Genomic DNA, 22360 nt, shown 5'->3' on the forward strand with positions numbered 1-22360 from the left:
ATATAGTTGCTTTGCTCGCCTGCTGCGAGCGTCAGACAACAGCAGCTTTTTGACGGAATTGCGGGAAAACACAAGGTTTGGCTTGACGGGGCCAGCCTCTCTGACTATAGAACCGCAACTTTCCAATTATGGCCTGTTGGATTGCGCGCCGGGTTTTGCCCGGTATGTCTATCCGATGGCCGAGAAAAACAAAAGTAGGTGTACCATGTCCCGCATGTGCGAATTGACCGGCAAGGCCGTCCTCGTGGGCAACAACGTTAGCCACGCCAACAACAAGACCAAGCGTCGGTTCCTGCCGAACCTCTGCCAGGTCACGCTGATTTCCGACGTTCTCGGCCAGCGCTATCGCCTGCGCGTTTCCGCTGCAGCGCTGCGTTCGGTCGAGCATCGCGGTGGTCTGGACGCTTTCCTCCTGAAGGCAAGCGAAAACGAACTCAGCATGCGCGCTCGCCTGCTGCGTCGCCAGATCGTCAAGAAGTCCGCTGAAGCTGCCGTTGCTGCCTAAGCGGCGCTAGCATTTCGCGATTTCATACCGGCTAAGAGGCTTGTACGGATCATATCCGGACAAGCCCTTTTCCATGTCCGGTTTCTTTCAACTGGTGGCATCTCCCAGGATAAAAAAATGCTGACGATACGTCATACCCTTATCTACGTTCTGCTGATGACGCTGGTCGTCGTCGCTTCCAACATCCTCGTGCAGTATCCGCTGCAGGTCAGCCTCGCCGGCATCAATCTCGCGGATATCCTCACCTGGGGTGCCTTCACCTATCCAGTCGCCTTCCTCATCACTGATCTGACCAACCGCCAGTTCGGCCCCAAGGCCGCGCGCAAGGTCGTCTTTGCCGGCTTCGTCGTCGGTGTCGCGCTGTCGTTCTACACGGCCCAGCCGCGCATCGCGATCGCCTCCGGTTCGGCCTATCTTGCCGGCCAGCTGCTCGACATCTCGGTCTTCAACCGCCTGCGCCGCATGGCCTGGTGGCGCGCGCCGCTGTTCGGTTCGCTCATCGGCTCGATGCTGGACACTCTGATCTTCTTCTCCTTCGCCTTCGCGCCCTTCTTCGTCTTCTTCGGCCCGAACGATCCCTTCGCGATCGATTGGGCTCCGATCCTCGGCGCTTTCTCCACCTCGGCCCCGCGCTGGGTATCCTGGGCGATCGGCGATTTCTCAGTCAAGGTGACCGTCGGCCTCGTGATGCTGCTGCCCTATGGCGCGCTGATGAACATGCTGAAGCCGATGTCGCAGGCGCCGACTGCCTGACAGCCAAATGATCCGCTGCGCGACTCAATATGACGCGCGGCACCATTTCCTGATAAAGAAGGATGGCCAGCGGCCGAGAACCAGACCGCTCGCCCGCTCTCAATTCTGGCTGACGATATTGTCATCATGCAGCTTGAACTCCAGCATCAGGCTGCGCTGCAGAATTGAATGGTTGTCATCCGAGACCATGACAAGATGCAGGGAGCCATCGGCAGCGTGGAAGACATCCAGGCCCTCCATATTGTCGATCTGATCTCCCGAGCCAGCCGCGAAAATCACCTTGCCGTCCACGACAGCGCCCGGCTTGATGTGAGCACCGACGATGCGGCGGATACGCACGCCGAGGCCATGGATCAGCCCGAAGCGCCGCTCCAGCAGCAATAGGTCACCATCAGGCAGAAAGACGCCGTCGCTGACATTGAAGCCGCCATGGCGTCTCACGGTGAAGCGCCCCTGAAGCGGCCCGTCCAGAACGGCGGCGAACAGATTACCCTGATCGTCCAGACTGTCTTCGGCGACGATGACAGCCCCGCCGGCAAGCGGGCTCGACTGCGGCGCGATCATCAGTGCCTCGAGGCTGCGATTGGACCGCAGTTCCCATCTCGGGATAGGAACGGGCATGCTGCCATCGGGCGGCGAAATCTCAAAGCCTGGATCGGGATAGGCATCGACGCGGTGATATTGTTCATAGCTGACGAGGACGTGATTGCCGCGCAGCGCCAAGCCTTCGGCATCCATGACCCCATCGCCCGCATCCGTCTCGCCGAAGCGGTCGATCATAGGCGCAATCCGCGCATCGCTGATCCCCTTCAGCCGCCCCTCCTGGTCGCGTTCGATGGTGCCGGTGAACCAGTGGCCGGTATCCAGGACCGAAATGAACCGCCGTTGATCGTCACGAAAACGAATGGCCGAAACAGCGCCGAGAAACGCATTGTCCGAGCTGAACTCAAGACCGCCGAGAAATTCCAGCGCGCCGAAGCGCGTTTGATCCGAGCCTCGTTTGAAGGTGGAAATGACCTGGGCCTGAATTGCCGCCTTGCCACGCTCGTCGGCGTCATTTCCGGAACCGCAGCCCGAAAGCAGACCCGCGACCATCGCAATGAAACACACGGATTTCGCGGCAACCGGCCAGCGTCGCGAACCGGCGATCTCGTCCGAAAACGACACCGGCCATAAGGCCGATGCCGATAAACGCCACAGCGGGCTCAGCTGGCGCGGCGCATGCGCGAGCGCGGCATGCTCGTCTGATCCTCGAAAAGCGAGGCAAGCTGTTCTGTCATGGCGCCGGCCAGTTCGTCGGCATCGACGATGGTGACGGCGCGGCGATAGTAGCGCGTGACATCATGGCCAATACCGATGGCAAGCAATTCCACCGGCGAGCGCGTCTCGATCTGGTCGATGACGGCGCGCAGATGCCGTTCCAGATAATTGCCCGGGTTGACCGACAGCGTGGAATCATCGACCGGCGCACCATCCGAGATCATCATCAGGATGCGGCGTTGTTCACGGCGTCCGAGCAGGCGGTTATGCGCCCAGATCAGCGCTTCGCCGTCGATGTTTTCCTTGAGCAGGCCTTCGCGCATCATCAGCCCGAGGTTGCTGCGAGACCGTCGATAGGGCTCGTCCGCGGACTTGTAGATGATGTGGCGCAGGTCGTTCAACCGGCCCGGGGTTTGCGGCTTGCCGCTGGCCAGCCACTTTTCACGCGCTTGGCCGCCCTTCCACGCCTTGGTGGTAAAGCCGAGAATCTCGACCTTCACACCGCAGCGCTCGAGCGTGCGGGCCAGAATATCGGCACAGGAGGCGGCAACCGTGATCGGACGACCGCGCATCGAGCCGGAATTGTCGATCAGCAGCGTCACCACCGTGTCGCGGAACTGCGTATCGCGCTCCATCTTGAAGGACAGCGCCTGCATCGGATCGATGATCAGCCGCGGCAGGCGTGCCGGATCGAGATAGCCCTCTTCCAGATCGAAGTCCCAGGAGCGGTTCTGCTGCGCCATCAGGCGGCGCTGCAGGCGGTTGGCGAGCCGGCCCACGGCGCCCTGCAGATGGGCAAGCTGCTTGTCGAGGAAGGCACGCAGGCGCTCGAGTTCGGCCACGTCGCACAATTCCTGCGCCGTCGTGGTTTCGTCGAACTCCTCCGTATAGACGTGATAGTCGACCTTCTCGTTGAAGTCGGCGAAAGGCGTGTTCGGGCGACGGGTTTCGCCCGGCGTTTCCGAATCTTCCTCGCCCTCTTCGCTCATATCGTCGTCGGAGATCTCGCCGCCGTCTTCGGTCGCACCGTCTTCCATCTGCTCGTCGGAAGCTTCGCTATCTTCGGCTGGGGCGGCGTCGGCGCCTTCGTCTTCCTTGACGTCGTCGTCGTTCTGATCCTCGCCGCTCGGCTTGTCCTCTTCGCTCTGCTGGTCGTCGCTATCGGGTTCCGACTGCTCGTCGCCATACTCCTCGGCCATTTCCATAGCCGTCAGCATGTTGCGGACGACACGGGCGAAGCTCTGCTGGTCGTTGATGGCAGACAGCAGATTGTCGAGTTGACCGCCGGTCTTTTCCTCGATGAAGGGGCGCCAGAGATCGAGCACCTTGCCGGCAGTTTCCGGCGGCTTCTGGCCGGTCAGCTTCTCGCGCACGATCATCGCCATGGCTTCACCGATCGGCGCATCCTCGCGCCGTTCGATGCCGGAGAAATTCGCCTTGGCGTATTTCTCCGTATTCATGGAGTTGAGGTTGGCGGCAACACCGCTCATGCGCAGCGAGCCGATCGATTCGACACGCGCCTGCTCCACAGCATCGAAGATCGAGCGGGCGTCCGCGCCTTGCGGCGCCATGACGGCATGGACGCGGGCATCGTGACAGGCAAGCCGCAGGGCCATCGAATCGCCAAGGCCGCGCGTCACCGCGAGCTCATGGGCTGTCGGCCGCTTCGAAAGCTCCGGCAAGCGGATGCGCTCGCCGGTCATACCCGGGCGTTCATTGGCAAAGGCCACCTCGACCTCGGCATCGCCGGCGATCGAGCGGACACAGCCGGTGATCGCCCGGCGCAACGGCTCCATGTCCACCGGGGCGCCCGGCTTCGCTTTGGAATTATCTCCGCGACCTGACATGATGTGTCGGCTTTTCCTTAGGCTTCGAGCACGATGTTGGCGGCACTTTCCTTCAGCTCGACGCCGAACGCGCGCTGATAGTGCTCGGCAACCAGCGGCCGTTCCAGCTCATCACACTTGTTGAGGAAGGTGACGCGGAAAGCAAAGGCGACATCGCCGAAGATTTCCGCATTTTCGGCCCAGGTGATGACGGTACGCGGGCTCATGACGGTCGACAGATCGCCATTCATGAAGGCAGCGCGCGTCAGGTCGGCAACGCGGACCATCTTGGAGACGGTGTCGCGGCCCTTGTCGTTGCGGAAGGACTTCACCTTCGCCAGTACGATATCGACTTCATTGTTGTGCGGCAGGTAGTTCAGCGTCGTCACGATCGACCAGCGGTCCATCTGCGCTTGGTTGATCTGCTGCGTACCGTGATAGAGGCCGGTCGTGTCGCCGAGACCGATGGTATTGGCGGTTGCGAACAGGCGGAAGGCCGGGTGAGGACGGATGACGCGGCTCTGGTCGAGCAGGGTCAGACGGCCCGAGGATTCCAGCACGCGCTGGATGACGAACATCACGTCCGGGCGGCCGGCGTCATATTCATCGAACACGAGCGCGACATTGTGCTGATAGGCCCAGGGCAGGATGCCGTCCTTGAATTCGGTGACCTGCAGGCCATCCTTGACGACGATCGCATCCTTGCCGACGAGATCGATACGGCTGACGTGGCTGTCGAGGTTGATACGCACGCACGGCCAGTTGAGGCGCGCGGCGACCTGCTCGATATGGGAGGACTTGCCGGTGCCGTGATAGCCCGAGATCATCACACGGCGGTTATGAGCGAAGCCGGCGAGAATGGCGAGCGTGGTCTCGCGGTCGAAGAGATAGTCCGTGTCGAGATCGGGCACGTAGGCACTGCCCTGGCTGTAAGCGGGCACGCGAATGTCGGAATCAATGCCGAAGACTTCGCGGACCGAAACTGTGGTATCGGGGATCTCGGAAATATCAAGGTCAATCTTGCTCATCATGTCTCCAGGGCGGGTGGCTCTCACCCTGCCATATCAAACTCAGCCGATTTATCCGAAACGCCGCAGCTTGTTGCCCGCATCCGTCCGGTCGGAACAGCGGCGATACTTCTCCGGGACTAAAGCAAAATCTCGGCGCGATAATATGATCGCTTGCGAGCATCCTTGAACAGAGTCCCCGGACAAGAAACGCCGCGTCCGGAAAGTTGACCGAGGTGCAGCCAGCCAAATGCGCACCCTGCCGCGGTTGCCCGCAGCTTCAGCCGATTTGGACCATACCTGATTGAAGGCGGAGAGCAAGGACGGGAATTAACAAAAACCGTTCTGCTTCAATAATTGATAGGCCTGAATAACTGCGCGGAAGCGCTCTTCCGAGCCGCGGTCGCCGCCATTGGCGTCGGGATGGTGCATTTTCACCAATTCCTTGTAGCGGCGCTTGATTTCCGGAGCCGAGGCATTGGCGCCGAGACCCATGGTGTCGAAGGCTTTCGCCTCCAGCGTTTTCAGCTTGCGCTGCTGCGGAAAACGCGGGCCGCGACCTTGGCCGTCGCCTTCCCTAACGAAGCCGAAGGGGTCGCGAACGCGGGAATAAGCGCCCGAGCGGATATCGGAATGAAGCGGGCTGTTCCTGGCAGCCTTGTTCACGCCCACGGTCCAGGTCGGACGGTGGCCGGTGATGGCTTCCTTCTGATAGCGCGCGATTTCCCCGTCCGAGAGGCCGGAGAAATAATTGTAGCCCTTATTGTATTCCTTGACGTGCTCGAAGCAGAACAAAAAGAACTGCCCTTCAGCATTGCGCCCCACCGGGGCGCGATGCGTACCGTGCTTGTCGCAGCCGTCCCACTGGCACGTCGGCGGACCCTGTTCGGGCTCCTGCGCGCGCTTGCGGCGGGTGCGGATGCGATCGAAATATTTTGAATCAAGTCTCATGGCGTCCTAATTATGGGGCCTTGGATACCCCACAACAAGAATTGACAAACAGGAATGTTATAGGCTTTGTGGGAGCCTTTTTTTTCGCAAGCGAGGTCGACGCGGGAATATGGAAACGACACTGCAATCCCGCATTGAGCGGAAGCTCACCGATGCCTTCGCGCCCGAGCGCCTTGCCGTCATCAACGAGAGCCACCTGCATGCGGGTCATCAGCCCGACATGACCGGGACGGGCGAAACTCATATAAGAGTTCGCATCGTGTCCGCCAAGTTTTCCGGCATGCCGCGCCTCGCGCGCCACAGGGCGATCAACGAGTTATTGAAGCCGGAACTGGAGGCGGGGCTGCACGCGCTGGCGGTAGAGCCGGCAGCTCCGGGAGAGACGGTGCGCTGGTAGGGCGCTGGGGACGCCTTAAGCCGGCTTCGCCTCTTCCGACTCCGCGGGACGGATGCGCAGCTTGGTGATGCGGTTCTTTTCGCGCTTCATGACGATGAAACGCTTGCCGTAGAACGTGAAGGCCTGCCGCTCTTCAGGGATGGTCATCGATTCGTGGATGACGAGGCCGGCAATCGTCGTCGCCTCTTCGTCGGGCAAATCCCAGTCGAGCGCGCGGTTCAGATCGCGAATCGGCACGACTCCGTCAACAACGATCGAGCCGTCGGCCTCCTGCCGCACGCCCTGGATATCCAGATCGTGCTCATCGGCGATGTCGCCAACGATCTCTTCCAGAATATCCTCCAGCGTGACGATGCCCTGCACCTCGCCATATTCGTCGACGACGACGGCGAAATGCTGCTTGCGACGCAGGAAGGCGTTGAGCTGGTCCTCGAGATTGGTGCTGTCGGGCACGAACCAGGGCTTTTGCGCGATCTTGACGATATCGAGATTTTCCGGCTCGACATTACGTTCCGCGAGCGCCCGCAGCAAGTCCTTGGCATGCACGACGCCGATGATGTTGTCGATCGTGCCGCGCCAGAGCGGCATGCGCGTATAAGGGCTGTCGAGGATCGCACGCACGACCACTTCTGGCGGATCATCGGCATTGATGGCGCGCATTGCCGTACGGTGAACCATGATATCAGACAGTTCCAGCTCGCCGAGATCGAGAACGCCACCCAGACGGTCGCGGTCGGCCTTGACCACGGAACCCTCGCGGTGAAGCAGGTCCACGGCGCCGCGCAACTCCTCATGCGCCGACAGCATCGACACTTCCCGGGAGAGATTGACGCCGAAAATGCCCAGGATCTGGCGCACGATGGCATTGACGACGCTCGACACAGGCCCAACGACGATAACGAAGAGGCGTATCGCACTGGCGACATTCAGCGCGAAGCGGTCCGGCGTCGCAATGGCCCAGCTCTTCGGCAGAACCTCCGCGAAAATGACGAGAATGACGGTCATGGCGGCGGTAGCGATCGCCACGCCGGAATTGCCGAACAGACCCAGGAACACGCTGGTCGCAAGCGAGGACGACAGAATATTGGCGAGATTGTTGCCGATCAGCAGCGCGCCGATCAATCGGTCGCGACGTTCTATCAAGAGCCGCACGATGCCGGCACGCCTGTCGCCGTTGGCTTCCAATGTATGAATACGGCTGCGCGAAGCCGCCGTCAGCGCCGTCTCCGAGCCGGCAAAGAAGGCGGAAAGCAGCACCAGGGCCACGATCGATATAATCTCGGGCCAATATTCCCACAAAACAGCCAGCGTGCCCTCGACGGTCATCAGGGATGTTTTTCCTTCAGGAAACTCAGGACTTCGGAAGACGGTACATCGTCCGCAACGAAGGACTGACCGATGCCACGCGTGAGGATGAAGGTGAGCTTGCCGCTCTTGACCTTCTTGTCCTGCGCGATCGCATCCATTAGCGCTTCGGCCGGCGGCAGCTCGCCCGGAATATCGCCCATCCGCGTTGGCAGGCCCACGGCCTTCAAATGCGCCTCGACACGCTTGGCATCATCCGGGCTTGCCAGATTGAGGCGCGCGGAAAATTCATGCGCCAGCACCATGCCGATCGCAACACCCTCGCCATGCACCAGCCGGCGGCTGTCATAGGCAGTGGCGGCTTCCAGCGCGTGGCCGAAGGTATGGCCGAGATTGAGCAGCGCGCGAGGGCCGTTTTCGCGTTCGTCGGCAACGACGACATCGGACTTTGCCTCGCAGCTGGTGGCAATCGCCTCGATGCGAGCGGCACCACCCGAGAAGACATCCTTCCAATTGGCTTCCAGCCAGGCGAAGAAATCCGGCTTGTCGATCAGGCCATATTTGGCGACTTCGGCATAGCCGGCGCGAAATTCACGCTCGCTCAGCGTATTCAGCACATCGGTATCGGCAAGCACGAGATCAGGCTGATGGAAGACGCCGACGAGGTTCTTGCCATGATGGGTATTGATGCCGGTCTTGCCGCCAACGGACGAATCCACCTGCGACAGCAGCGATGTCGGCACCTGGACGAAACGAACGCCGCGGCGCACGATGCCGGCAGCAAAGCCGGAGAGATCACCGATGACGCCACCGCCAAGTGCGATCACCGCATCGTTGCGCTCCACACGCGCCGTCAGCACCGCATCGCAAACGGTAATCAGATGCTCGAAGCTTTTTGTCTTTTCGCCAGCGGGCAAAACGAGGCTGGAAGCCTGGATACCGGCCGCTTCAAGGCTCGCAACCAAAGCATCGAGGTAAAGCGGCGCGACATTTTCATCGGTGATGACGGCGGCCTTGCGCCCCTTCAGCCGGACTGCGATCTCCTGGCCCGCACGCGCGATCAGGCCGGGGCCGATCAGGATGTCATAGGCACGCTCGCCGAGAGGCACGCGCACGAGACGCTCAGCGGAAGCCGGTGTGATCGCATTCATGGTATTCTGCTTTCTGCTTTCTTTCCCTCGGCAATCGCGGCAAGGACTTCCCTGACCATGATATCCTTGCTTACGTCGCGGGAAAGAACCGTGATATCGGCTTCCGCATAGATCGGATAGCGCGCATTCATCAGGTTCTCGAGGGTCTGTTTCGGATTCTCGGTCTTCAGCAACGGCCGTGTGTCGCGCTTGTTGACGCGGTCCCACAAGACGTCGAGGTCGGCCTTCAGCCAGACGGAAAGGCTGCCGCGCTTGACATGCAGGCGCGTGCTTTCGTTGATGAATGCGCCGCCGCCGGTCGAGACGACACGCGGGCCGCCCTTGAGCAGCCGCTTGATGACACGCGTTTCCAGCGCCCGGAACTCCTGCTCGCCATAGGCGGCAAACAGTTCGGCGATCGTCATGCGCGACACGCGCTCAATCTCGATATCCGTATCGACGAAGGGAAGGCCGAGCTGCTGCGCGACTGGCCGGCCGATCGAGGATTTTCCTGCTCCCATCAATCCCACGAAGACGAGATTGCGCTGACCGAGCGCAGCACGCGCCCTGTCTTTAAGGCTCTCGGCAAGGGTCAGGACTTGTTCACTCATCGGCCCATTCACAATTTCTTTGGAAACGGTATCGTCAAATGCACCGGTAGCGTCAAGACGCCGCTATCGTAAACATGTCTGCAATATCCTTCAGCTAACCCTTGAAGGACATAATTATTGCGCATCGCCGCGCCAATGAACGGCGAAGGAGAGTTTTCGAATGCCAACCCTATTTCGCTTCCTTGTCATCTGCGCGGTCATCGCCGGATCGATATATGGAGCAATGTGGGCTCTGGTGCTCTTCGTCGATCCCCAGCCACGTGATGTGACGATCCGCATTGCCCCCGAACGCCTCAATCCTCCGACGACAGGCTCGCTGAAACCATGAGCGCGCAAGCCGAAAATATACGAGCGGGCAAGAGAGATCTGGGGCGAGTGCATCTGGAAGCCTTTCTGGAAATGATGAGCGCCGAGCGGGGTGCTGCCATCAACACGCTGCAATCCTACGAGCGCGATCTCGACGATCTCCATTCATTCCTATCCGGGCAAGGAGTTCGTCTGACGGAAGCCAGCTCCAGCGACCTGGGAGCCTATCTTTCCAGCCTGTCGAGCCAGGGCTTCAAACCGTCCTCCCAGGCACGCCGGCTCTCTGCCATGCGGCAATTCTATAAGTTCCTCTATGCTGAAGGTCTGCGCACAGACGACCCGACGGGGATCCTCGATGCTCCCAAGAAGGGCCGCGCCCTTCCGAAGACGATGGGCGTCGACGAAGTGACGAGGCTTCTGAGCCAGGCTGAGGAGGAGGCCGCGGCCGACGGACCGGACCGGCTGCAGCGCCTGCGCATGCTGGTGCTCCTGGAAATGCTCTATGCCACCGGCATGCGTGTAAGCGAGCTCATCTCTCTGCCGGCGAAGGTGCTGGATCAGGAAGGCCGCTTCCTGATGATCCGCGGCAAAGGCAACAAGGAGCGGCTGGTACCGCTGTCGCAGTCGGCCATTTCGGCGCTGAAAAGCTATGGGCGGCTGCAGGCCGAGATTGCGGCAAACGCCAAGAACCCTGCCACCGAAAGTCCGTGGCTTTTCCCCGCCGCGTCCAGGCAGGGCTATCTGCCGCGTCAGGTTTTTGCGCGCGATCTCAAGGACCTTGCCATTCGGGCGGGCCTGACGCCTTCGATGATTTCACCGCATGTGATGCGCCATGCCTTCGCGAGCCATCTTCTCGCCAACGGCGCGGACCTGCGCGTCGTGCAGGAACTTCTCGGCCATTCGGACATTTCGACGACGCAAATCTACACACATGTGCTGGAAGAACGCCTTCATCAGCTGGTCCAAACGCATCACCCCCTTGCCAAACAGGCAAAAAAACAGGATTAGGACCGGCACACAGGCTGAAGCCGCCATCTCTCGTCACGGGCAAAAGGATCGGAAACGCACCTCATGCACAATTATCTGGACTTCGAAAAACCCATCTCGGATCTCGAAGGCAAGATTCACGAGCTCAAGAAACTGGCGAGCGAAGACGAAAGCATCGACACGTCCGAGGAAGTCGGGCGGCTTGAAATCCGCGTCCGCGAGGCGATGGCCGACATCTATTCCAAGCTCAACGCCTGGCAGAAGACGCAGGTCGCCCGCCACCCGCAGCGCCCGCATTTCGTCGATTATGCCAGTGCACTGTTTACGGAATTCACACCGCTCGCCGGCGATCGCCAATTCTCCGAAGATGCCGCGATCCAGGCAGGTTTTGCCCGCTTCCGCGGCCAGCCGGTCGCCCTCATCGGCCAGGAAAAAGGCAACGATACCAAGAGCCGCCTGAAGCACAATTTCGGCAGCGCCCGGCCGGAAGGCTATCGCAAGGCGATCCGTATCCTCGAAATGGCCGACCGCTTCCAGTTGCCCGTCATCACGCTGGTCGACACCGCCGGTGCCTATCCGGGCGTTGGCGCCGAAGAACGCGGTCAGGCCGAAGCGATCGCCCGCTCGACCGAGATGTGTCTCGGCGTGAAGGTGCCGATCATCTCCATCGTTATCGGCGAAGGCGGTTCCGGCGGCGCCATCGCGATAGCCGTCGGCAACCGCGTCTATATGCTCGAACACTCGATCTACAGCGTGATTTCGCCCGAAGGTGCGGCCTCGATCCTCTGGCGCGATTCAACGCGCGCCAAGGAAGCAGCAACCAACATGAAGATAACGGCCGATGATCTGAAGAGCCTCGGCGTGATCGACGGCATCATCTCCGAGCCCGTCGGCGGCGCGCATCGCGATCCGAACGCGGTGATAAGCTCGGCCGGCGAAACGATTGCGACCGCGCTTGCAGAGCTTTCCAGCCGTTCGGGCGAACAATTGCGCAGCGACCGCCGCCAGAAATTCCTCAACATCGGTCGCAATCTCTAAGCGGCATTCGGAAAAAGTGATCGCTGAAAGCGGGAATGAGGCCAAACCTTGGCCACATTTCCGTTATCGAAGCTTTTATGGCAAAGAAAAGCTTGCCGACGCGCTGCGGGCACGTCATAGGCTGGTAAGGAATTTTCAAGTATAAGCCATCTATGATTCCGTTTCATGCTTCGAGGGGAGTGGCGAAACAGATCGAGCTGCCACTCTTCGCATTTATGGACCAAGTCAGAATGCGCATTCGTCACCTTGCCTATGTTTCCCTGATGGCACTGGCCCTCGCCGGCTGCAACGACGCGCTGGATACCGCGTCGATTGACCTGTCGAAGGTGAAGAACAAGGTCGAACAGCCGCTTCCAAGCCATATCCTCGCCGACATGGCCAAGAAGGGCATGGACCGCAACTCGCCGATCATGATCCGCATCTTCAAGGAAGAAGGCGTGATGGAGATCCTGAAGGCGAACCAGAACAACCGTTTCGAAGTCATAGCGGATTACAAGATCTGCGCCTGGTCCGGCCGTCTGGGCCCGAAGGTCAAGGAAGGCGACCGGCAGGCGCCGGAAGGCTTCTACATGCTGACGCCGGCTAACCTGAACCCGAATTCGAAATATTACCTCGCCATCAACACCGGCTTCCCGAACCGCTACGATGCAGCCAATGGCCGCACCGGCAACAATCTGATGATCCACGGCGCCTGCTCGTCGTCCGGCTGCTATTCGATGACCGACCAGCAGGTACTGGAAATCTATGCCTTCGCGCGCGACGCCTTCAAGGGCGGCCAGAAGGCCGTTCAGCTCGAAGCCTTCCCCTTCCGCATGACGGCGGAAAACATGTGGAAGCATCGCCTCAGCCCCAATATCGAATTCTGGAAGATGCTGAAGGTTGGCTACGACAATTTCGAAGTCACCAAGCGCCCGCCCGAGGTCGAGGTCTGCGAGAAGAAATACGTCTTCAACCAGCAGGCCAGCGGCCCGTTCAACGCCAGCGGCAAATGCCCCGTCATGACCACGCCGCCTGCCCTGCAGATGGCGCTTGCGACCTATGACAAGCAGTATCAGGCCGACTATGCAGCTGCCTCGAAGAAGTTCGACGGCATGGCCTGGTACGACCCGACCGAAGCCGAGCGCAAGGCCGTCGTCGCCAAGCAGCGCAAGGGCCACGATATCGCCTATGCTCCCACAGGCACCGCCCTTGCCGCCGGCAAGATGATGAAGGTCGCCGATCTCGAATCGATGATGGCGAACCAGTCGGCCCAGCAGATCGCGCGCGGTGGCACGGCAGTAAGCCCGACGGGCAACCCGACGACGGCAAGCATTCGCGTGGCTACGGCAAGTCCTGCGACAGGTGCTCCGATGGCACCTGCGCAGCAGCCCGCGGCCGGCCCCGTCATTGCGGCCAATGTTCCGGCAAATGTGCCGATCCCGACGGCAAACCCCATGAACCCCAGCCTCAACGCGCTCGCCTACGCGCCAGCGCCTCCTGTCGAAACCGCGCAGACCGAGGCCAAGAAACCGCCTTTCTGGAAGTTCTGGGCCAAGAGTGAATAGTCCGGATACCGAGATCTACGATCTGCGCGGCCTGAAATGCCCCTATCCGGCGATCAAGACGGAGAAGCGTCTGCGCGGCATGGCAAGCGGCGCGACCTTGACCGTGGAAACCACGGATCCGCTCGCCGTCATCGACATCCCGCATCTCTGCAACGAGAAGGGCCACACGCTTCTCGTGAACGAGAAGACGGATGGCGGCCATCGCTTCGTGATTCGCAAGGGCTGACTGTCTGCGACCGGGACCATTCTCATGGTTCGAGGGTCGCTACGCTCCCGCCTCAAAACAGGCCGCTTGCATATGGCATGCGAGTGCCACGGATTCCTTCTCCCCTCGGGGAGAAGGGCTATCGCATATGGAGGCGGACGAGCGCCGTAAGCTCCTTCTCCCCTTGGGGAGAAGGTGGCCCGAAGGGTCGGATAAGGGGGTGACCGCTCCCAATCGATCGGCTTTGTGCTGTTAGCAATCCCCCTCATCCGCCTGTCGGCACGATCTCTCCCAAGGGGAGAAGGGGTTGCGTGGCGACCATCTCATATCCGATTAGCTTGGCCCTCACCCTGAGCCCGTCGAAGGGAGAGGCGGGTTGCCAAATCTCAAAGGCTGAAACTAGAACCGCATCCCCGGCACGGCGAGCGGATTATCCTCCAGCGCTGCCCTATCAGGCGTATCGACGCGCGGCTTGCTGAGGAAGGCGTCGAACAGGCCCTTCACGAAATCTTCCGGCAAATCCTTCGTGATGATGACCATGCGCGTGCGGCGGTCTTCGGGGTCAGGCCATGCCGGCAGGCGCACCGGCGCATGGAAGATATTCTGCACGCCATGCAGCACGACAGGACGCTCCGGCCGGTCGGACACTGCAACGATCGCCTTCATGCGCAGGAGCTTCTCGCCATGCGCCGAACGCAGCAGGTCGATGAACATTTCGAGCGCCATCGGATCGATAGGCTGGGTCTCGACGATCGAGAACGACCGGATCGAGCTGTCATGCCGCGTGACGTCATGGGCGTGCTGATGCCGGTGGCCGTGGTGGTGCCCATGATGGTGATGGTGGTGTCCACGATCGCCATGATGATGGTCATGATCATGGTCGTGGTGATCGTGCTCATCATGGTGATGATGATCGTCGTCCGCCTCCAGCTCGTCCTGCAGCCAGCGGCCGACATCGGCGATCTTGGACGCCGGGTCGTAGAGGCCGTTGACCAGAATGGCGGCGCGTCCCGCCTCGTCGCTATCGGCATTCAGGATCTGCGCGCGCGGATTGAGCGCCCTCAGCCTGCTCTCCAGCTGCGCTTCCGGCACGGCGCCGGCAATCCCCGTCTTGGACACGATCAGCCGGTCGGCGACCGCCACCTGCTTGCGCGCTTCTTCGTGATTGTCGAGCGTCTGCAGCCCGTTGACCGCATCGACGACGGTAATGACGCCATCGAGGTCGAAATTGTTGGCGATGATCGGATTGCCCATGATCGACTGCATGACGGGAGCAGGATCGGCAAGGCCGGTCGTTTCGATGACGACGCGCTTCAGCGGCCGGATACGGCCGGTCTGCATCGCGTCCATCAGGTTCGCCAGCGTATCCACCAACTCGCCGCGCACCGTGCAGCACAGGCAGCCATCGGAAAGCTCGATGATGGAATCGCCGGAGCTTTCCACCAGCAGATGATCGATACCGACATCGCCGAACTCGTTGATGATGACGGCCGCATCGCGCATGGCCTCATCCTTGAGGATGCGGTTGAGCAGGGTCGATTTACCCGCACCGAGGAAGCCGGTCAGGATGGCAACCGGCACTCTTAGCTGCGAAACACTCATGATTCCTGTCCGATATTAGAAAGTGGGCCGCGGCATCGGGACCGGCACATTGGACGCGCTGCCGGAGATCGCGATCTTGTTGTCCCTGGTCGCCTTGTCGCCTCTGGCCGTGACATCGTCCTTGTCGCTCTTGGCGGCCGTCGCGATATCCTGGCCGCCGATCAGACCGGCATAGACGAAATTGGGCTCGTGATCCATTTCGTGGATATAGGGTGATTGTACCTTGGTGCGACCGAAGGGATCGCGGGTCTCGCTGCGCGCCTGCGCGCCCTTTGTGCTGCAGATGTCGGCGGTGACATCGGCGACGTCGGCTGCAAGCGGCGCATCGGGCCTGAGGGTCGCCAGCGTGTCGCGGGTGGACAGCTGGTTCTGGAAACCCTTTTCCAGGAGATTGGCAGAATCGTCGGCGCGCGCCGCCAGGCTATCGGTGCCGAGAACGACCGAGATCAGCGTGCGGCCGTTGCGGGTTGCCGAGGCGATCTGGTTGAAGCCGGCAGCGCAGATGAAGCCGGTCTTCATGCCGTCGGCGCCGTCGAAACGGCCGATGAGCATGTTGATGTTCGGCACCTGCTTGACGCCGTTGGTGAAGCCCTCGAGCGAGAAATAGCCGGCATATTGCGGGAACTCGCGGCGCAGCGCCACGCTGAGAATGGCAAGATCGCGCGCCGTCGTATACTGTCCCTTGCCGGGCAGACCGTTCGGATTGATGAAATGCGAGTCGCGCATGCCGAGGCGCGCGGCTTCCGCATTCATCCGCGCCACGAAGCCCTGCTGCGAACCGCCGACCGTCTCTGCGACCGCCATGGCAAGATCGTTTGCCGATTTGACCAGCATCATCTTCAAGGCGTTGTCGAGCGTCATCTTCTGGCCCGGCTTGAAGTACATCTTGGCCGGCGGCTGTGCGGCAGCAAGCTTCGACATGACGACGGGCGTATCGAGCCGGATCTGACCGGACTGAATGGCCCGGAAGGTCACATAGGTCGTCATCAGCTTCGTGAGCGAGGCGGGATACCAGCGGCGAAACGCCTCCTGCTGGTCGAGAACGCGTCCGGTGCTGACATCGACGAGAATATGCGGATTGGCTCCGGCCATTTGCGCGGTCGACAGGAAAAGCATGGATGTTGCTGCGGCCATAGGAACGAGCCGCAGGGCGGCATACAAACGATTCTGCTTCGTCGGCACGATCTATCCTTCAGAAGTCCGGAATTTTCTCGAAAGCTTCGTCTATTTAACCTATATGGCTAGGAGAAGGCAAAGGCGATTGACGACTTTATTTCCCGATGGCACGCCGCCAAGGCCACGATAAGCTGGCCAAGGCTGTGCCAAGGACCCGCAGGTTGAACCAGAATCGATATTGAGCAGCAGGAAAATCAGCATATGCCGATCTTGAACAGAGCCGCAGAACTCCAGGGCGAAGTGACCGAGTGGCGCCGCCATATCCATGCGCATCCCGAACTCCTCTATGCGGTCGAGAATACGGCCGCTTTCGTGGCTGAGAAACTGCGCGCCTTCGGCGTCGACGAGGTGGTGACCGGCATCGGCCGCACCGGCGTCGTCGGCCTGATCCGTGGCAAGGGCGAAGGGCGCACGATCGGCTTGCGCGCCGACATGGATGCCCTGCCCCTCACCGAAATCACCGGCAAGCCCTATGCCTCCCAGACTCCCGGCAAGATGCATGCCTGCGGCCATGACGGCCACACCGCCATGCTGCTGGGCGCTGCGAAATACCTCGCCGAGAACCGCAATTTCAACGGCAACATCGCCGTCATCTTCCAGCCGGCCGAAGAAGGTGGCGCCGGCGGCGACGCCATGGTCAAGGACGGCATGATGGAGCGCTTCCAGATCGCCGAAGTCTATGGCATGCACAACATGCCGGGCCTGCCCGTCGGCCATTTCGCCATCCGCAAGGGCGCGATCATGGCGGCGACGGATGAATTCACCGTCTCCATCAAAGGCGTCGGCGGCCACGCCGCCATGCCGCACAAGACGATCGACCCGATCGCCATCGGCGCGCAGATCGTCTCCAATTTGCAGCTCATCGCCTCGCGCAGCGCCGATCCGCTGAAATCGGTTGTTGTCTCCGTCACGACATTCAACGCCGGCAATGCCCACAACGTCATCCCCAACGATGCGAGCTTCACCGGCACAGTGCGCACGCTCGATCCCGAAATGCGCGACCTTGCCGAGCAGCGCTTCAAGCAGATCGTGACAGGCATTGCCGCAAGCCATGGTGCGGAAGCCGAGATCGAGTTTCATCGCAACTACCCTGTCACCTTCAACCATGCCGACGAGACCGATCACGCGATTGCGGTGGCCGAGGAAATCGCCGGTGCAGGCAATGTCATCCCGAATATCGACCCGATGATGGGCGGCGAGGATTTTTCCTACATGCTGCTCGCCCGCCCCGGCGCCTTCATCTTCGTCGGCAACGGCGACAGCGCCGGTCTGCACAACCCGGCGTACGACTTCAACGACGAAGCCATCGCCCACGGCATTTCCTACTGGGTACGCCTCGCCGAACACCGCCTCAACGCCTGAGGCTCCATCAATGCCCCGCGCAGCCTTCAAAGCCGCGCGGGGCGCACGCTCAAGACAGATTGTCTCCACGACGCAAAAGGGCTTGGCTTCGGGCCTTGGCTTTTGTATGGATCATGCCGAGTGGTCTCGTAGCTCAGCAGGATAGAGCATCAGATTCCTAATCTGAGGGTCACGCGTTCGAATCGCGTCGAGATCACCATTATACTCAAGCACTCAGTATCGCTCTTAGTCCGCGTTTCGAGCTGGCGAAGGTTGCGGCGATCACGATCTTTTCATGCGTTTCGCCTCGAGAACGGAGTATCCCGTGAGCCCCCAAGGCAAGCGTACATGAAACGACGCCGTTGCCGCGTCCTCCTTCTCCCCTCGGGGAGAAGGTGCCGACAGGCGGATGAGGGGGGTGTTGCCAAGGGTGCGAAAACCCCACATTCAAATCGGTCAGCCCCCTCATCCGACCCTTCGGGCCACCTTCTCCCCGAGGGGAGAAGGAACTTTCGCCCATATGCGATCACTCTGCCGTGAGCCCATCGGGCGCCGCGTAAACGCGAACTTAAAAGGCGGATATCACCCCACCGCAATCCTGTTCCTCACCAGCCGCACGCCGGGAATGGATTCCGCGACCGCGGTTGCTCGCGTCACCTCCTGATACGTCGCGACCGAACCGTGCAGGCGGATTTCCTGGCCTGCCGCAATCACGGTGACATCGGAAGCATCGATTCCGCCGGCAACGGCGAGCGCATTGGCAACCGCGGATTCCAACGCCGAGCGCCTGGCCTGGTCGTTTTCCAGATAGAGCTCCATGCCGTGAAACGTTGCCGCCTTGAAAACCATTCGTTACCTCCGCAGTCGAGTGGTCGGAAAACGCAGCAGTTTGCATTTGGTTCAATGGAGATTGAAAAAAATATGACTAATTCACACGGTCGCTTTTCGCGTGTATCGCCGGGGGAGCGGTTGCATGGCTCCGGACTTGCCGCTCCGCCCAATCCCCTGTAGAGCCTTGGGGAACAGCAGCAAATGCGGATACCTGAATGAACACCGGCAGCACGGCGCGTCGTCGCCTGACGATATTGGGTTCGACCGGCTCCATCGGCCAGAATACGCTCGACGTCATTGCCCAGCTGGGCGGGCGTGAGGCCTTCGATATCGCGGCCATCACCGGACATGACAATATCGGCCTGCTGGCCGCGCAGGCCAAGGCCTGCGGTGCCGCTTTTGCCGTGACGGCCAATGAGGAGCGCTATCGGGATCTGAAGGATGCGCTGGCTGGATCGGGCATTGCCGTCGGCGCGGGCAAGAATGCCTTGATCGAGGCGGCTTCGATGCCCTCGGACTGGGCGATGGCGGCGATCGTCGGCACGGCCGGCCTGGCGCCGACGCTGGCAGCCGCCCGCCGCGGCGCCGATATCGCGCTTGCCAACAAGGAATGTCTCGTCTCCGCCGGCGATCTCTTCGTGCGCGCCGTGGCCGAAGGCGGCGGCCGGCTGATCCCCGTCGATAGCGAGCACAGCGCGATTTTCCAGGCACTGGAGGACGATCAGCAGCACGCGGTGGAGCGCATCATCATCACGGCATCGGGCGGCCCCTTCCGCACCTGGACACGGGAGCAGATGGCCAATGTCACGCCGGCGATCGCGCGTGCCCATCCCAACTGGTCGATGGGCTTAAAGATTTCGATCGGCAGCGCCTCCATGTTCAACAAGGCGCTGGAGATGATCGAGGCTAAGCACCTGTTCGACGTCCGGCCCGACCAGATCGAAGTCATTGTCCACCCGCAATCCGTCATTCATTCCATGGTCGGCTATACGGACGGTTCCATTCTGGCGCAACTCGGCTATCCCGACATGCGCACCGCCATCGGCTACGCGCTGACCTATCCCGCTCGCAGCAGGCTCAATGTCGACCGGCTGGATTTCACCAAGCTCGCCCGGCTCGATTTCGAGGCGCCGGACGAAGTGCGCTTCCCGGCACTGCGCCTTGCCCGCACAGCACTGGAGCGCGGCGGCCTGCAGGGCGCCGTCATGAACGCCGCCGAGGAAATCGCCTTCCACGCCTTCGTCGATGGCCGCATCGGCTTCCTGGAAATGGCCGATATCGCCGAAGCCGTCATGGACGAGATGATTGCAACCGGCAGCGCCGAAACCATGGATGCGGTCTTTGCCGCCGATGAGGAAGCGCGCGGCCGCGCCGCCGCACTCGTCGCCCAGCGGGAAAAGGCTGCGTAAGCATAATCTTACAATAGATCGCAGCGTTCCGCATTCGTTACGCAACCGCATATACGGCGGTTGCCATTCCCGGCGATGATGCTAGAGAGGAATTCCGGCTTCACTTTCAAGGGAATCACGATGCCGGACTTTTCCACGATCATTCTTTTTGCCGCCGCTGCGCTGGTGCTCACCGCCACGCCCGGTCCCGACATGCTTCTCATCGCCTCGCGCAGCGTCAGCCAGGGCCGCTCCGCCGGCTTTCTCACCTATGCCGGCATTGCGCTCGGAACCTATTGCCACGCCATGGCGGCAGCCTTCGGACTGTCACGGCTCTTTCTCACCGTGCCGGTCGCTTATGAGATCGTGCGTTGGGCAGGCTGCGCCTACCTGCTCTATCTGGCCGTCAAGACGCTCCGCTCCCAGGGTTCTGCGTTCACACCGTCAGCCGGGCTCAAGCGCCTTTCGGGTAAGCGCATCTTCGTCGAGGGCCTGGCAACCAACATTCTTAACCCGAAAATGGCCCTGTTCGTGCTTGCGCTCTTCCCGCAATTCGTCGATCCCAGCGGCTCGATGATCCTGCAGATGGCCTTGCTCGCCACCATTCTCAACGGAATCGGCTTCCTGGTGAACGGCTCCGTCATCCTGCTTGGCAGCCACATCCGCGGCCGGTTCTCGGCGATCAAGCGCCTTCCGAAGCTGCCACAATATCTACTGGCGACGGTATTTGCCGGCCTCGCCTGCCGCCTGGCTTTGGGAAGCCGCGGCTAACGCCGGCACAAACAATCATTGCGGAAATCGGCATCGCACCGATATTCCGCAATGAAGCGCATTTTGATTTTCAGGCAGGCGTGGTCCCTTACGCAACGGCCCTTGCGAGCGCACAGCGAGACCAAAGCGCGTGCAGCGCACCGACCAGCTGCTCGATATCGCCATCGGAATGCAGCGGCGTCGGCGTGATACGCAGGCGCTCGGTCTTCTTCGGCACAGTCGGATAGTTGATCGGCTGCACGTAGACGCCGGCGTCCAGCAGCAGATCGGAAATCCACTTGCACTTGGCAGCATCGCCGACCATGACCGGAACCACATGGCTCGGGTTCGGCATGTGCGGAATGCCAGCCGCATCGAGCTGGGCGCGCAGCTTGCGCACGCGATCCTGATGGCGCATGCGTTCGAACTGGCTGACCTTGAGGTGTTGGATCGAGGCGACGGCACCCGCAGCCAGAGCCGGCGGCAGCGACGTCGTGAAAATGAAGCCCGACGCAAACGAGCGGATGAAATCACAGAGCGCGGTCGAAGCGGCGATATAGCCGCCCATGACGCCGAATGCCTTACCGAGTGTGCCTTCGATGACGGTCAGACGATCCATCAATCCCTCGCGCTCGGCAATACCGCCGCCGCGCGGGCCGTACATGCCGACGGCATGCACTTCGTCGAGATAGGTCATCGCGCCATATTTGTCGGCGAGATCGCAGATTTCCTTGATGGGCGCGATATCGCCATCCATGGAATAAACGGATTCGAAAGCGATCAGCTTCGGCGCCTTGGGATCGGCAGCCTTCAGCTTGGCTTCGAGATCGTGCAGGTCGTTATGCTTCCAGATGACCTTGTCGCACTTCGCATAACGGATGCCCTCGATCATCGACGCATGGTTGAGCGCATCCGAGAAGATGATCAGGCCGGGAATGCGCGCGCCGAGCGTGCCGAGCGTCGCCCAGTTGGAGATGTAGCCCGAGGTGAAGATCAGGGCGGATTCCTTGCCGTGGAGATCGGCGAGTTCCTGCTCGAGCAGAACATGGTAGTGGTTGGTGCCAGAAATATTCCGGGTGCCTCCCGCACCCGCGCCACAGTGATCGATCGCCTGCTTCATCGCCTCGATCACTTTCGGATGCTGGCCCATGCCGAGATAGTCGTTGGAGCACCAGACAGTCACTTCCTGCGGGCCATTCGGGGTATGTCTGACAGCGCGGGGGAAATTGCCACGGCGGCGTTCGAGATCTGCGAAAACCCGATAACGGCCCTCATTGTGCAGGCCTTCCAGCTCGCCTTTAAAAAATGCTTCGAAATCCATCATATGCTCCAGTACCGTGCGACCGTTTTCGAGAATGCCGGTTCACACGTCAACCCCTCCGCATTGCTTTCGCGCCCACTGCGGCAAATGGCCCCTAATTTTGAACAATTCCAGACAAGAATAACC

General features: G+C 60.9%; 22 protein-coding genes and 1 tRNA gene. 12 read left to right on the forward strand and 11 right to left on the reverse strand.

What is annotated here, in order from left to right; genetic code table 11:
* Positions 1-205: 205 nt before the first annotated feature.
* Both rpmB and FBZ99_RS28850 read left to right on the forward strand, forming a co-directional pair.
* Positions 206-505 (forward strand): 50S ribosomal protein L28, encoded by a 300-nt coding sequence (gene rpmB / locus FBZ99_RS28845; RefSeq protein WP_069612914.1) that lies wholly within the window; start codon positions 206-208, stop codon positions 503-505.
* A gap of 117 nt (positions 506-622) precedes the next feature.
* Positions 623-1258: a queuosine precursor transporter gene (locus FBZ99_RS28850; RefSeq protein WP_113333929.1), complete on the forward strand. Its 636-nt coding sequence runs from the start codon at positions 623-625 to the stop codon at positions 1256-1258.
* Between the two features lie 99 nt (positions 1259-1357).
* On the opposite strand, the gene FBZ99_RS28855 is transcribed toward FBZ99_RS28850, so the two are convergent.
* The 4 genes from FBZ99_RS28855 to FBZ99_RS28870 all read right to left on the reverse strand — a co-directional run bounded on the left by FBZ99_RS28855 (position 1358) and on the right by FBZ99_RS28870 (position 6302).
* Positions 1358-2353 carry an esterase-like activity of phytase family protein gene (locus FBZ99_RS28855; protein ID WP_233788801.1) on the reverse strand — a complete coding sequence of 332 codons (996 nt, stop codon included), beginning with the start codon at positions 2351-2353 and terminating at the stop codon, positions 1358-1360.
* Between the two features lie 110 nt (positions 2354-2463).
* Positions 2464-4365 carry a cobaltochelatase subunit CobT gene (cobT, locus tag FBZ99_RS28860; protein WP_113333927.1) on the reverse strand — a complete coding sequence of 634 codons (1902 nt, stop codon included), beginning with the start codon at positions 4363-4365 and terminating at the stop codon, positions 2464-2466.
* Positions 4366-4382: 17 nt separating this feature from the next.
* Positions 4383-5372 carry a cobaltochelatase subunit CobS gene (gene cobS, locus FBZ99_RS28865; protein ID WP_095436016.1) on the reverse strand — a complete coding sequence of 330 codons (990 nt, stop codon included), beginning with the start codon at positions 5370-5372 and terminating at the stop codon, positions 4383-4385.
* Positions 5373-5681: 309 nt separating this feature from the next.
* Positions 5682-6302 carry a J domain-containing protein gene (locus tag FBZ99_RS28870; protein WP_145636310.1) on the reverse strand — a complete coding sequence of 207 codons (621 nt, stop codon included), beginning with the start codon at positions 6300-6302 and terminating at the stop codon, positions 5682-5684.
* A 109-nt stretch (positions 6303-6411) separates the two neighbouring features.
* On the opposite strand from FBZ99_RS28870, the gene FBZ99_RS28875 reads away from it, so the two are divergent.
* Positions 6412-6699 carry a BolA family protein gene (locus FBZ99_RS28875; protein ID WP_113333926.1) on the forward strand — a complete coding sequence of 96 codons (288 nt, stop codon included), beginning with the start codon at positions 6412-6414 and terminating at the stop codon, positions 6697-6699.
* A 15-nt stretch (positions 6700-6714) separates the two neighbouring features.
* Here the strand turns inward: FBZ99_RS28875 and FBZ99_RS28880 are convergent, their stop codons facing one another.
* Genes FBZ99_RS28880 through FBZ99_RS28890 form a run of 3 tightly spaced genes read right to left on the reverse strand, consistent with a single transcriptional unit; the run spans position 6715 to position 9745 of the window.
* Positions 6715-8025 (reverse strand): HlyC/CorC family transporter, encoded by a 1311-nt coding sequence (locus tag FBZ99_RS28880; protein WP_113333925.1) that lies wholly within the window; start codon positions 8023-8025, stop codon positions 6715-6717.
* Positions 8025-9155, reverse strand: a complete 1131-nt coding sequence (gene aroB / locus FBZ99_RS28885; protein WP_145636312.1) for a 3-dehydroquinate synthase — start codon at positions 9153-9155, stop codon at positions 8025-8027. The genes FBZ99_RS28880 and aroB overlap by 1 nt, the downstream gene beginning before the upstream one ends.
* The gene (locus tag FBZ99_RS28890) at positions 9152-9745 is read right to left on the reverse strand and encodes a shikimate kinase (protein WP_069612905.1); all 594 of its coding nucleotides are present in this window, start codon (positions 9743-9745) and stop codon (positions 9152-9154) included. Before FBZ99_RS28890 ends, aroB begins: the two co-directional genes overlap by 4 nt.
* Before the next feature lie 160 nt (positions 9746-9905).
* On the opposite strand from FBZ99_RS28890, the gene FBZ99_RS33280 reads away from it, so the two are divergent.
* From FBZ99_RS33280 to FBZ99_RS28910, 5 genes are all read left to right on the forward strand, one after another.
* Positions 9906-10073 (forward strand): hypothetical protein, encoded by a 168-nt coding sequence (locus tag FBZ99_RS33280; RefSeq protein ID WP_167078112.1) that lies wholly within the window; start codon positions 9906-9908, stop codon positions 10071-10073.
* Positions 10070-11059, forward strand: a complete 990-nt coding sequence (xerD, locus tag FBZ99_RS28895; RefSeq protein WP_145636314.1) for a site-specific tyrosine recombinase XerD — start codon at positions 10070-10072, stop codon at positions 11057-11059. Before FBZ99_RS33280 ends, xerD begins: the two co-directional genes overlap by 4 nt.
* A gap of 63 nt (positions 11060-11122) precedes the next feature.
* Positions 11123-12076, forward strand: a complete 954-nt coding sequence (locus FBZ99_RS28900; protein WP_113333922.1) for an acetyl-CoA carboxylase carboxyltransferase subunit alpha — start codon at positions 11123-11125, stop codon at positions 12074-12076.
* A gap of 230 nt (positions 12077-12306) precedes the next feature.
* Complete coding sequence (locus FBZ99_RS28905) at positions 12307-13620, forward strand: L,D-transpeptidase family protein (protein WP_113354435.1); 1314 nt, start codon at positions 12307-12309, stop codon at positions 13618-13620.
* Positions 13613-13846: a sulfurtransferase TusA family protein gene (locus FBZ99_RS28910; RefSeq protein ID WP_113354234.1), complete on the forward strand. Its 234-nt coding sequence runs from the start codon at positions 13613-13615 to the stop codon at positions 13844-13846. The genes FBZ99_RS28905 and FBZ99_RS28910 overlap by 8 nt, the downstream gene beginning before the upstream one ends.
* Positions 13847-14224: 378 nt before the next feature.
* Here the strand turns inward: FBZ99_RS28910 and FBZ99_RS28915 are convergent, their stop codons facing one another.
* Together FBZ99_RS28915 and FBZ99_RS28920 are read right to left on the reverse strand one after the other, a co-directional pair.
* A complete protein-coding gene (locus FBZ99_RS28915) occupies positions 14225-15427 on the reverse strand; it encodes a CobW family GTP-binding protein (RefSeq protein ID WP_113354235.1) in 1203 nt (400 codons plus the stop codon).
* A gap of 15 nt (positions 15428-15442) precedes the next feature.
* Positions 15443-16609, reverse strand: coding sequence for a D-alanyl-D-alanine carboxypeptidase family protein (locus FBZ99_RS28920; protein ID WP_113354236.1), 1167 nt, complete (start codon positions 16607-16609; stop codon positions 15443-15445).
* A gap of 195 nt (positions 16610-16804) precedes the next feature.
* On the opposite strand from FBZ99_RS28920, the gene FBZ99_RS28925 reads away from it, so the two are divergent.
* Together FBZ99_RS28925 and FBZ99_RS28930 are read left to right on the forward strand one after the other, a co-directional pair.
* Positions 16805-17965 carry a M20 aminoacylase family protein gene (locus tag FBZ99_RS28925; RefSeq protein ID WP_113354237.1) on the forward strand — a complete coding sequence of 387 codons (1161 nt, stop codon included), beginning with the start codon at positions 16805-16807 and terminating at the stop codon, positions 17963-17965.
* Positions 17966-18087: 122 nt separating this feature from the next.
* Positions 18088-18164: transfer RNA gene (locus tag FBZ99_RS28930), tRNA-Arg, on the forward strand.
* Positions 18165-18526: 362 nt separating this feature from the next.
* Here the strand turns inward: FBZ99_RS28930 and FBZ99_RS28935 are convergent.
* Positions 18527-18793 (reverse strand): BON domain-containing protein, encoded by a 267-nt coding sequence (locus tag FBZ99_RS28935; protein WP_113354283.1) that lies wholly within the window; start codon positions 18791-18793, stop codon positions 18527-18529.
* A gap of 197 nt (positions 18794-18990) precedes the next feature.
* On the opposite strand from FBZ99_RS28935, the gene dxr reads away from it, so the two are divergent.
* Together dxr and FBZ99_RS28945 are read left to right on the forward strand one after the other, a co-directional pair.
* Complete coding sequence (gene dxr / locus FBZ99_RS28940; RefSeq protein ID WP_145636316.1) at positions 18991-20184, forward strand: 1-deoxy-D-xylulose-5-phosphate reductoisomerase; 1194 nt, start codon at positions 18991-18993, stop codon at positions 20182-20184.
* A 120-nt stretch (positions 20185-20304) separates the two neighbouring features.
* The gene (locus FBZ99_RS28945; RefSeq protein ID WP_113354438.1) at positions 20305-20934 is read left to right on the forward strand and encodes a LysE family translocator; all 630 of its coding nucleotides are present in this window, start codon (positions 20305-20307) and stop codon (positions 20932-20934) included.
* 88 nt (positions 20935-21022) lie between these two features.
* Here the strand turns inward: FBZ99_RS28945 and hemA are convergent, their stop codons facing one another.
* The gene (gene hemA, locus FBZ99_RS28950; protein ID WP_069612971.1) at positions 21023-22234 is read right to left on the reverse strand and encodes a 5-aminolevulinate synthase; all 1212 of its coding nucleotides are present in this window, start codon (positions 22232-22234) and stop codon (positions 21023-21025) included.
* Between the last annotated feature and the right edge of the window lie 126 nt (positions 22235-22360).

Source organism: Rhizobium sp. ERR 1071, assembly GCF_007828675.1.
GTDB classification, from domain to species: Bacteria; Pseudomonadota; Alphaproteobacteria; order Rhizobiales; family Rhizobiaceae; genus Rhizobium; species Rhizobium dioscoreae.

Excerpts from the sequence above, each read along its gene's own strand:
- rpmB (WP_069612914.1), top strand. The coding sequence starts at position 206 with ATGTCCCGCATGTGCGAATTGACCGGCAAGGCCGTCCTCGTGGGCAAC.
- FBZ99_RS28850 (WP_113333929.1), top strand. The coding sequence starts at position 623 with ATGCTGACGATACGTCATACCCTTATCTACGTTCTGCTGATGACGCTG.
- FBZ99_RS28855 (WP_233788801.1), bottom strand. The coding sequence starts at position 2,353 with ATGGTCGCGGGTCTGCTTTCGGGCTGCGGTTCCGGAAATGACGCCGAC.
- cobT (WP_113333927.1), bottom strand. The coding sequence starts at position 4,365 with ATGTCAGGTCGCGGAGATAATTCCAAAGCGAAGCCGGGCGCCCCGGTG.
- cobS (WP_095436016.1), bottom strand. The coding sequence starts at position 5,372 with ATGAGCAAGATTGACCTTGATATTTCCGAGATCCCCGATACCACAGTT.
- FBZ99_RS28870 (WP_145636310.1), bottom strand. The coding sequence starts at position 6,302 with ATGAGACTTGATTCAAAATATTTCGATCGCATCCGCACCCGCCGCAAG.
- FBZ99_RS28875 (WP_113333926.1), top strand. The coding sequence starts at position 6,412 with ATGGAAACGACACTGCAATCCCGCATTGAGCGGAAGCTCACCGATGCC.
- FBZ99_RS28880 (WP_113333925.1), bottom strand. The coding sequence starts at position 8,025 with ATGACCGTCGAGGGCACGCTGGCTGTTTTGTGGGAATATTGGCCCGAG.
- aroB (WP_145636312.1), bottom strand. The coding sequence starts at position 9,155 with ATGAATGCGATCACACCGGCTTCCGCTGAGCGTCTCGTGCGCGTGCCT.
- FBZ99_RS28890 (WP_069612905.1), bottom strand. The coding sequence starts at position 9,745 with ATGAGTGAACAAGTCCTGACCCTTGCCGAGAGCCTTAAAGACAGGGCG.
- FBZ99_RS33280 (WP_167078112.1), top strand. The coding sequence starts at position 9,906 with ATGCCAACCCTATTTCGCTTCCTTGTCATCTGCGCGGTCATCGCCGGA.
- xerD (WP_145636314.1), top strand. The coding sequence starts at position 10,070 with ATGAGCGCGCAAGCCGAAAATATACGAGCGGGCAAGAGAGATCTGGGG.
- FBZ99_RS28900 (WP_113333922.1), top strand. The coding sequence starts at position 11,123 with ATGCACAATTATCTGGACTTCGAAAAACCCATCTCGGATCTCGAAGGC.
- FBZ99_RS28905 (WP_113354435.1), top strand. The coding sequence starts at position 12,307 with ATGCGCATTCGTCACCTTGCCTATGTTTCCCTGATGGCACTGGCCCTC.
- FBZ99_RS28915 (WP_113354235.1), bottom strand. The coding sequence starts at position 15,427 with ATGAGTGTTTCGCAGCTAAGAGTGCCGGTTGCCATCCTGACCGGCTTC.
- FBZ99_RS28925 (WP_113354237.1), top strand. The coding sequence starts at position 16,805 with ATGCCGATCTTGAACAGAGCCGCAGAACTCCAGGGCGAAGTGACCGAG.
- FBZ99_RS28935 (WP_113354283.1), bottom strand. The coding sequence starts at position 18,793 with ATGGTTTTCAAGGCGGCAACGTTTCACGGCATGGAGCTCTATCTGGAA.
- dxr (WP_145636316.1), top strand. The coding sequence starts at position 18,991 with ATGAACACCGGCAGCACGGCGCGTCGTCGCCTGACGATATTGGGTTCG.
- FBZ99_RS28945 (WP_113354438.1), top strand. The coding sequence starts at position 20,305 with ATGCCGGACTTTTCCACGATCATTCTTTTTGCCGCCGCTGCGCTGGTG.
- hemA (WP_069612971.1), bottom strand. The coding sequence starts at position 22,234 with ATGGATTTCGAAGCATTTTTTAAAGGCGAGCTGGAAGGCCTGCACAAT.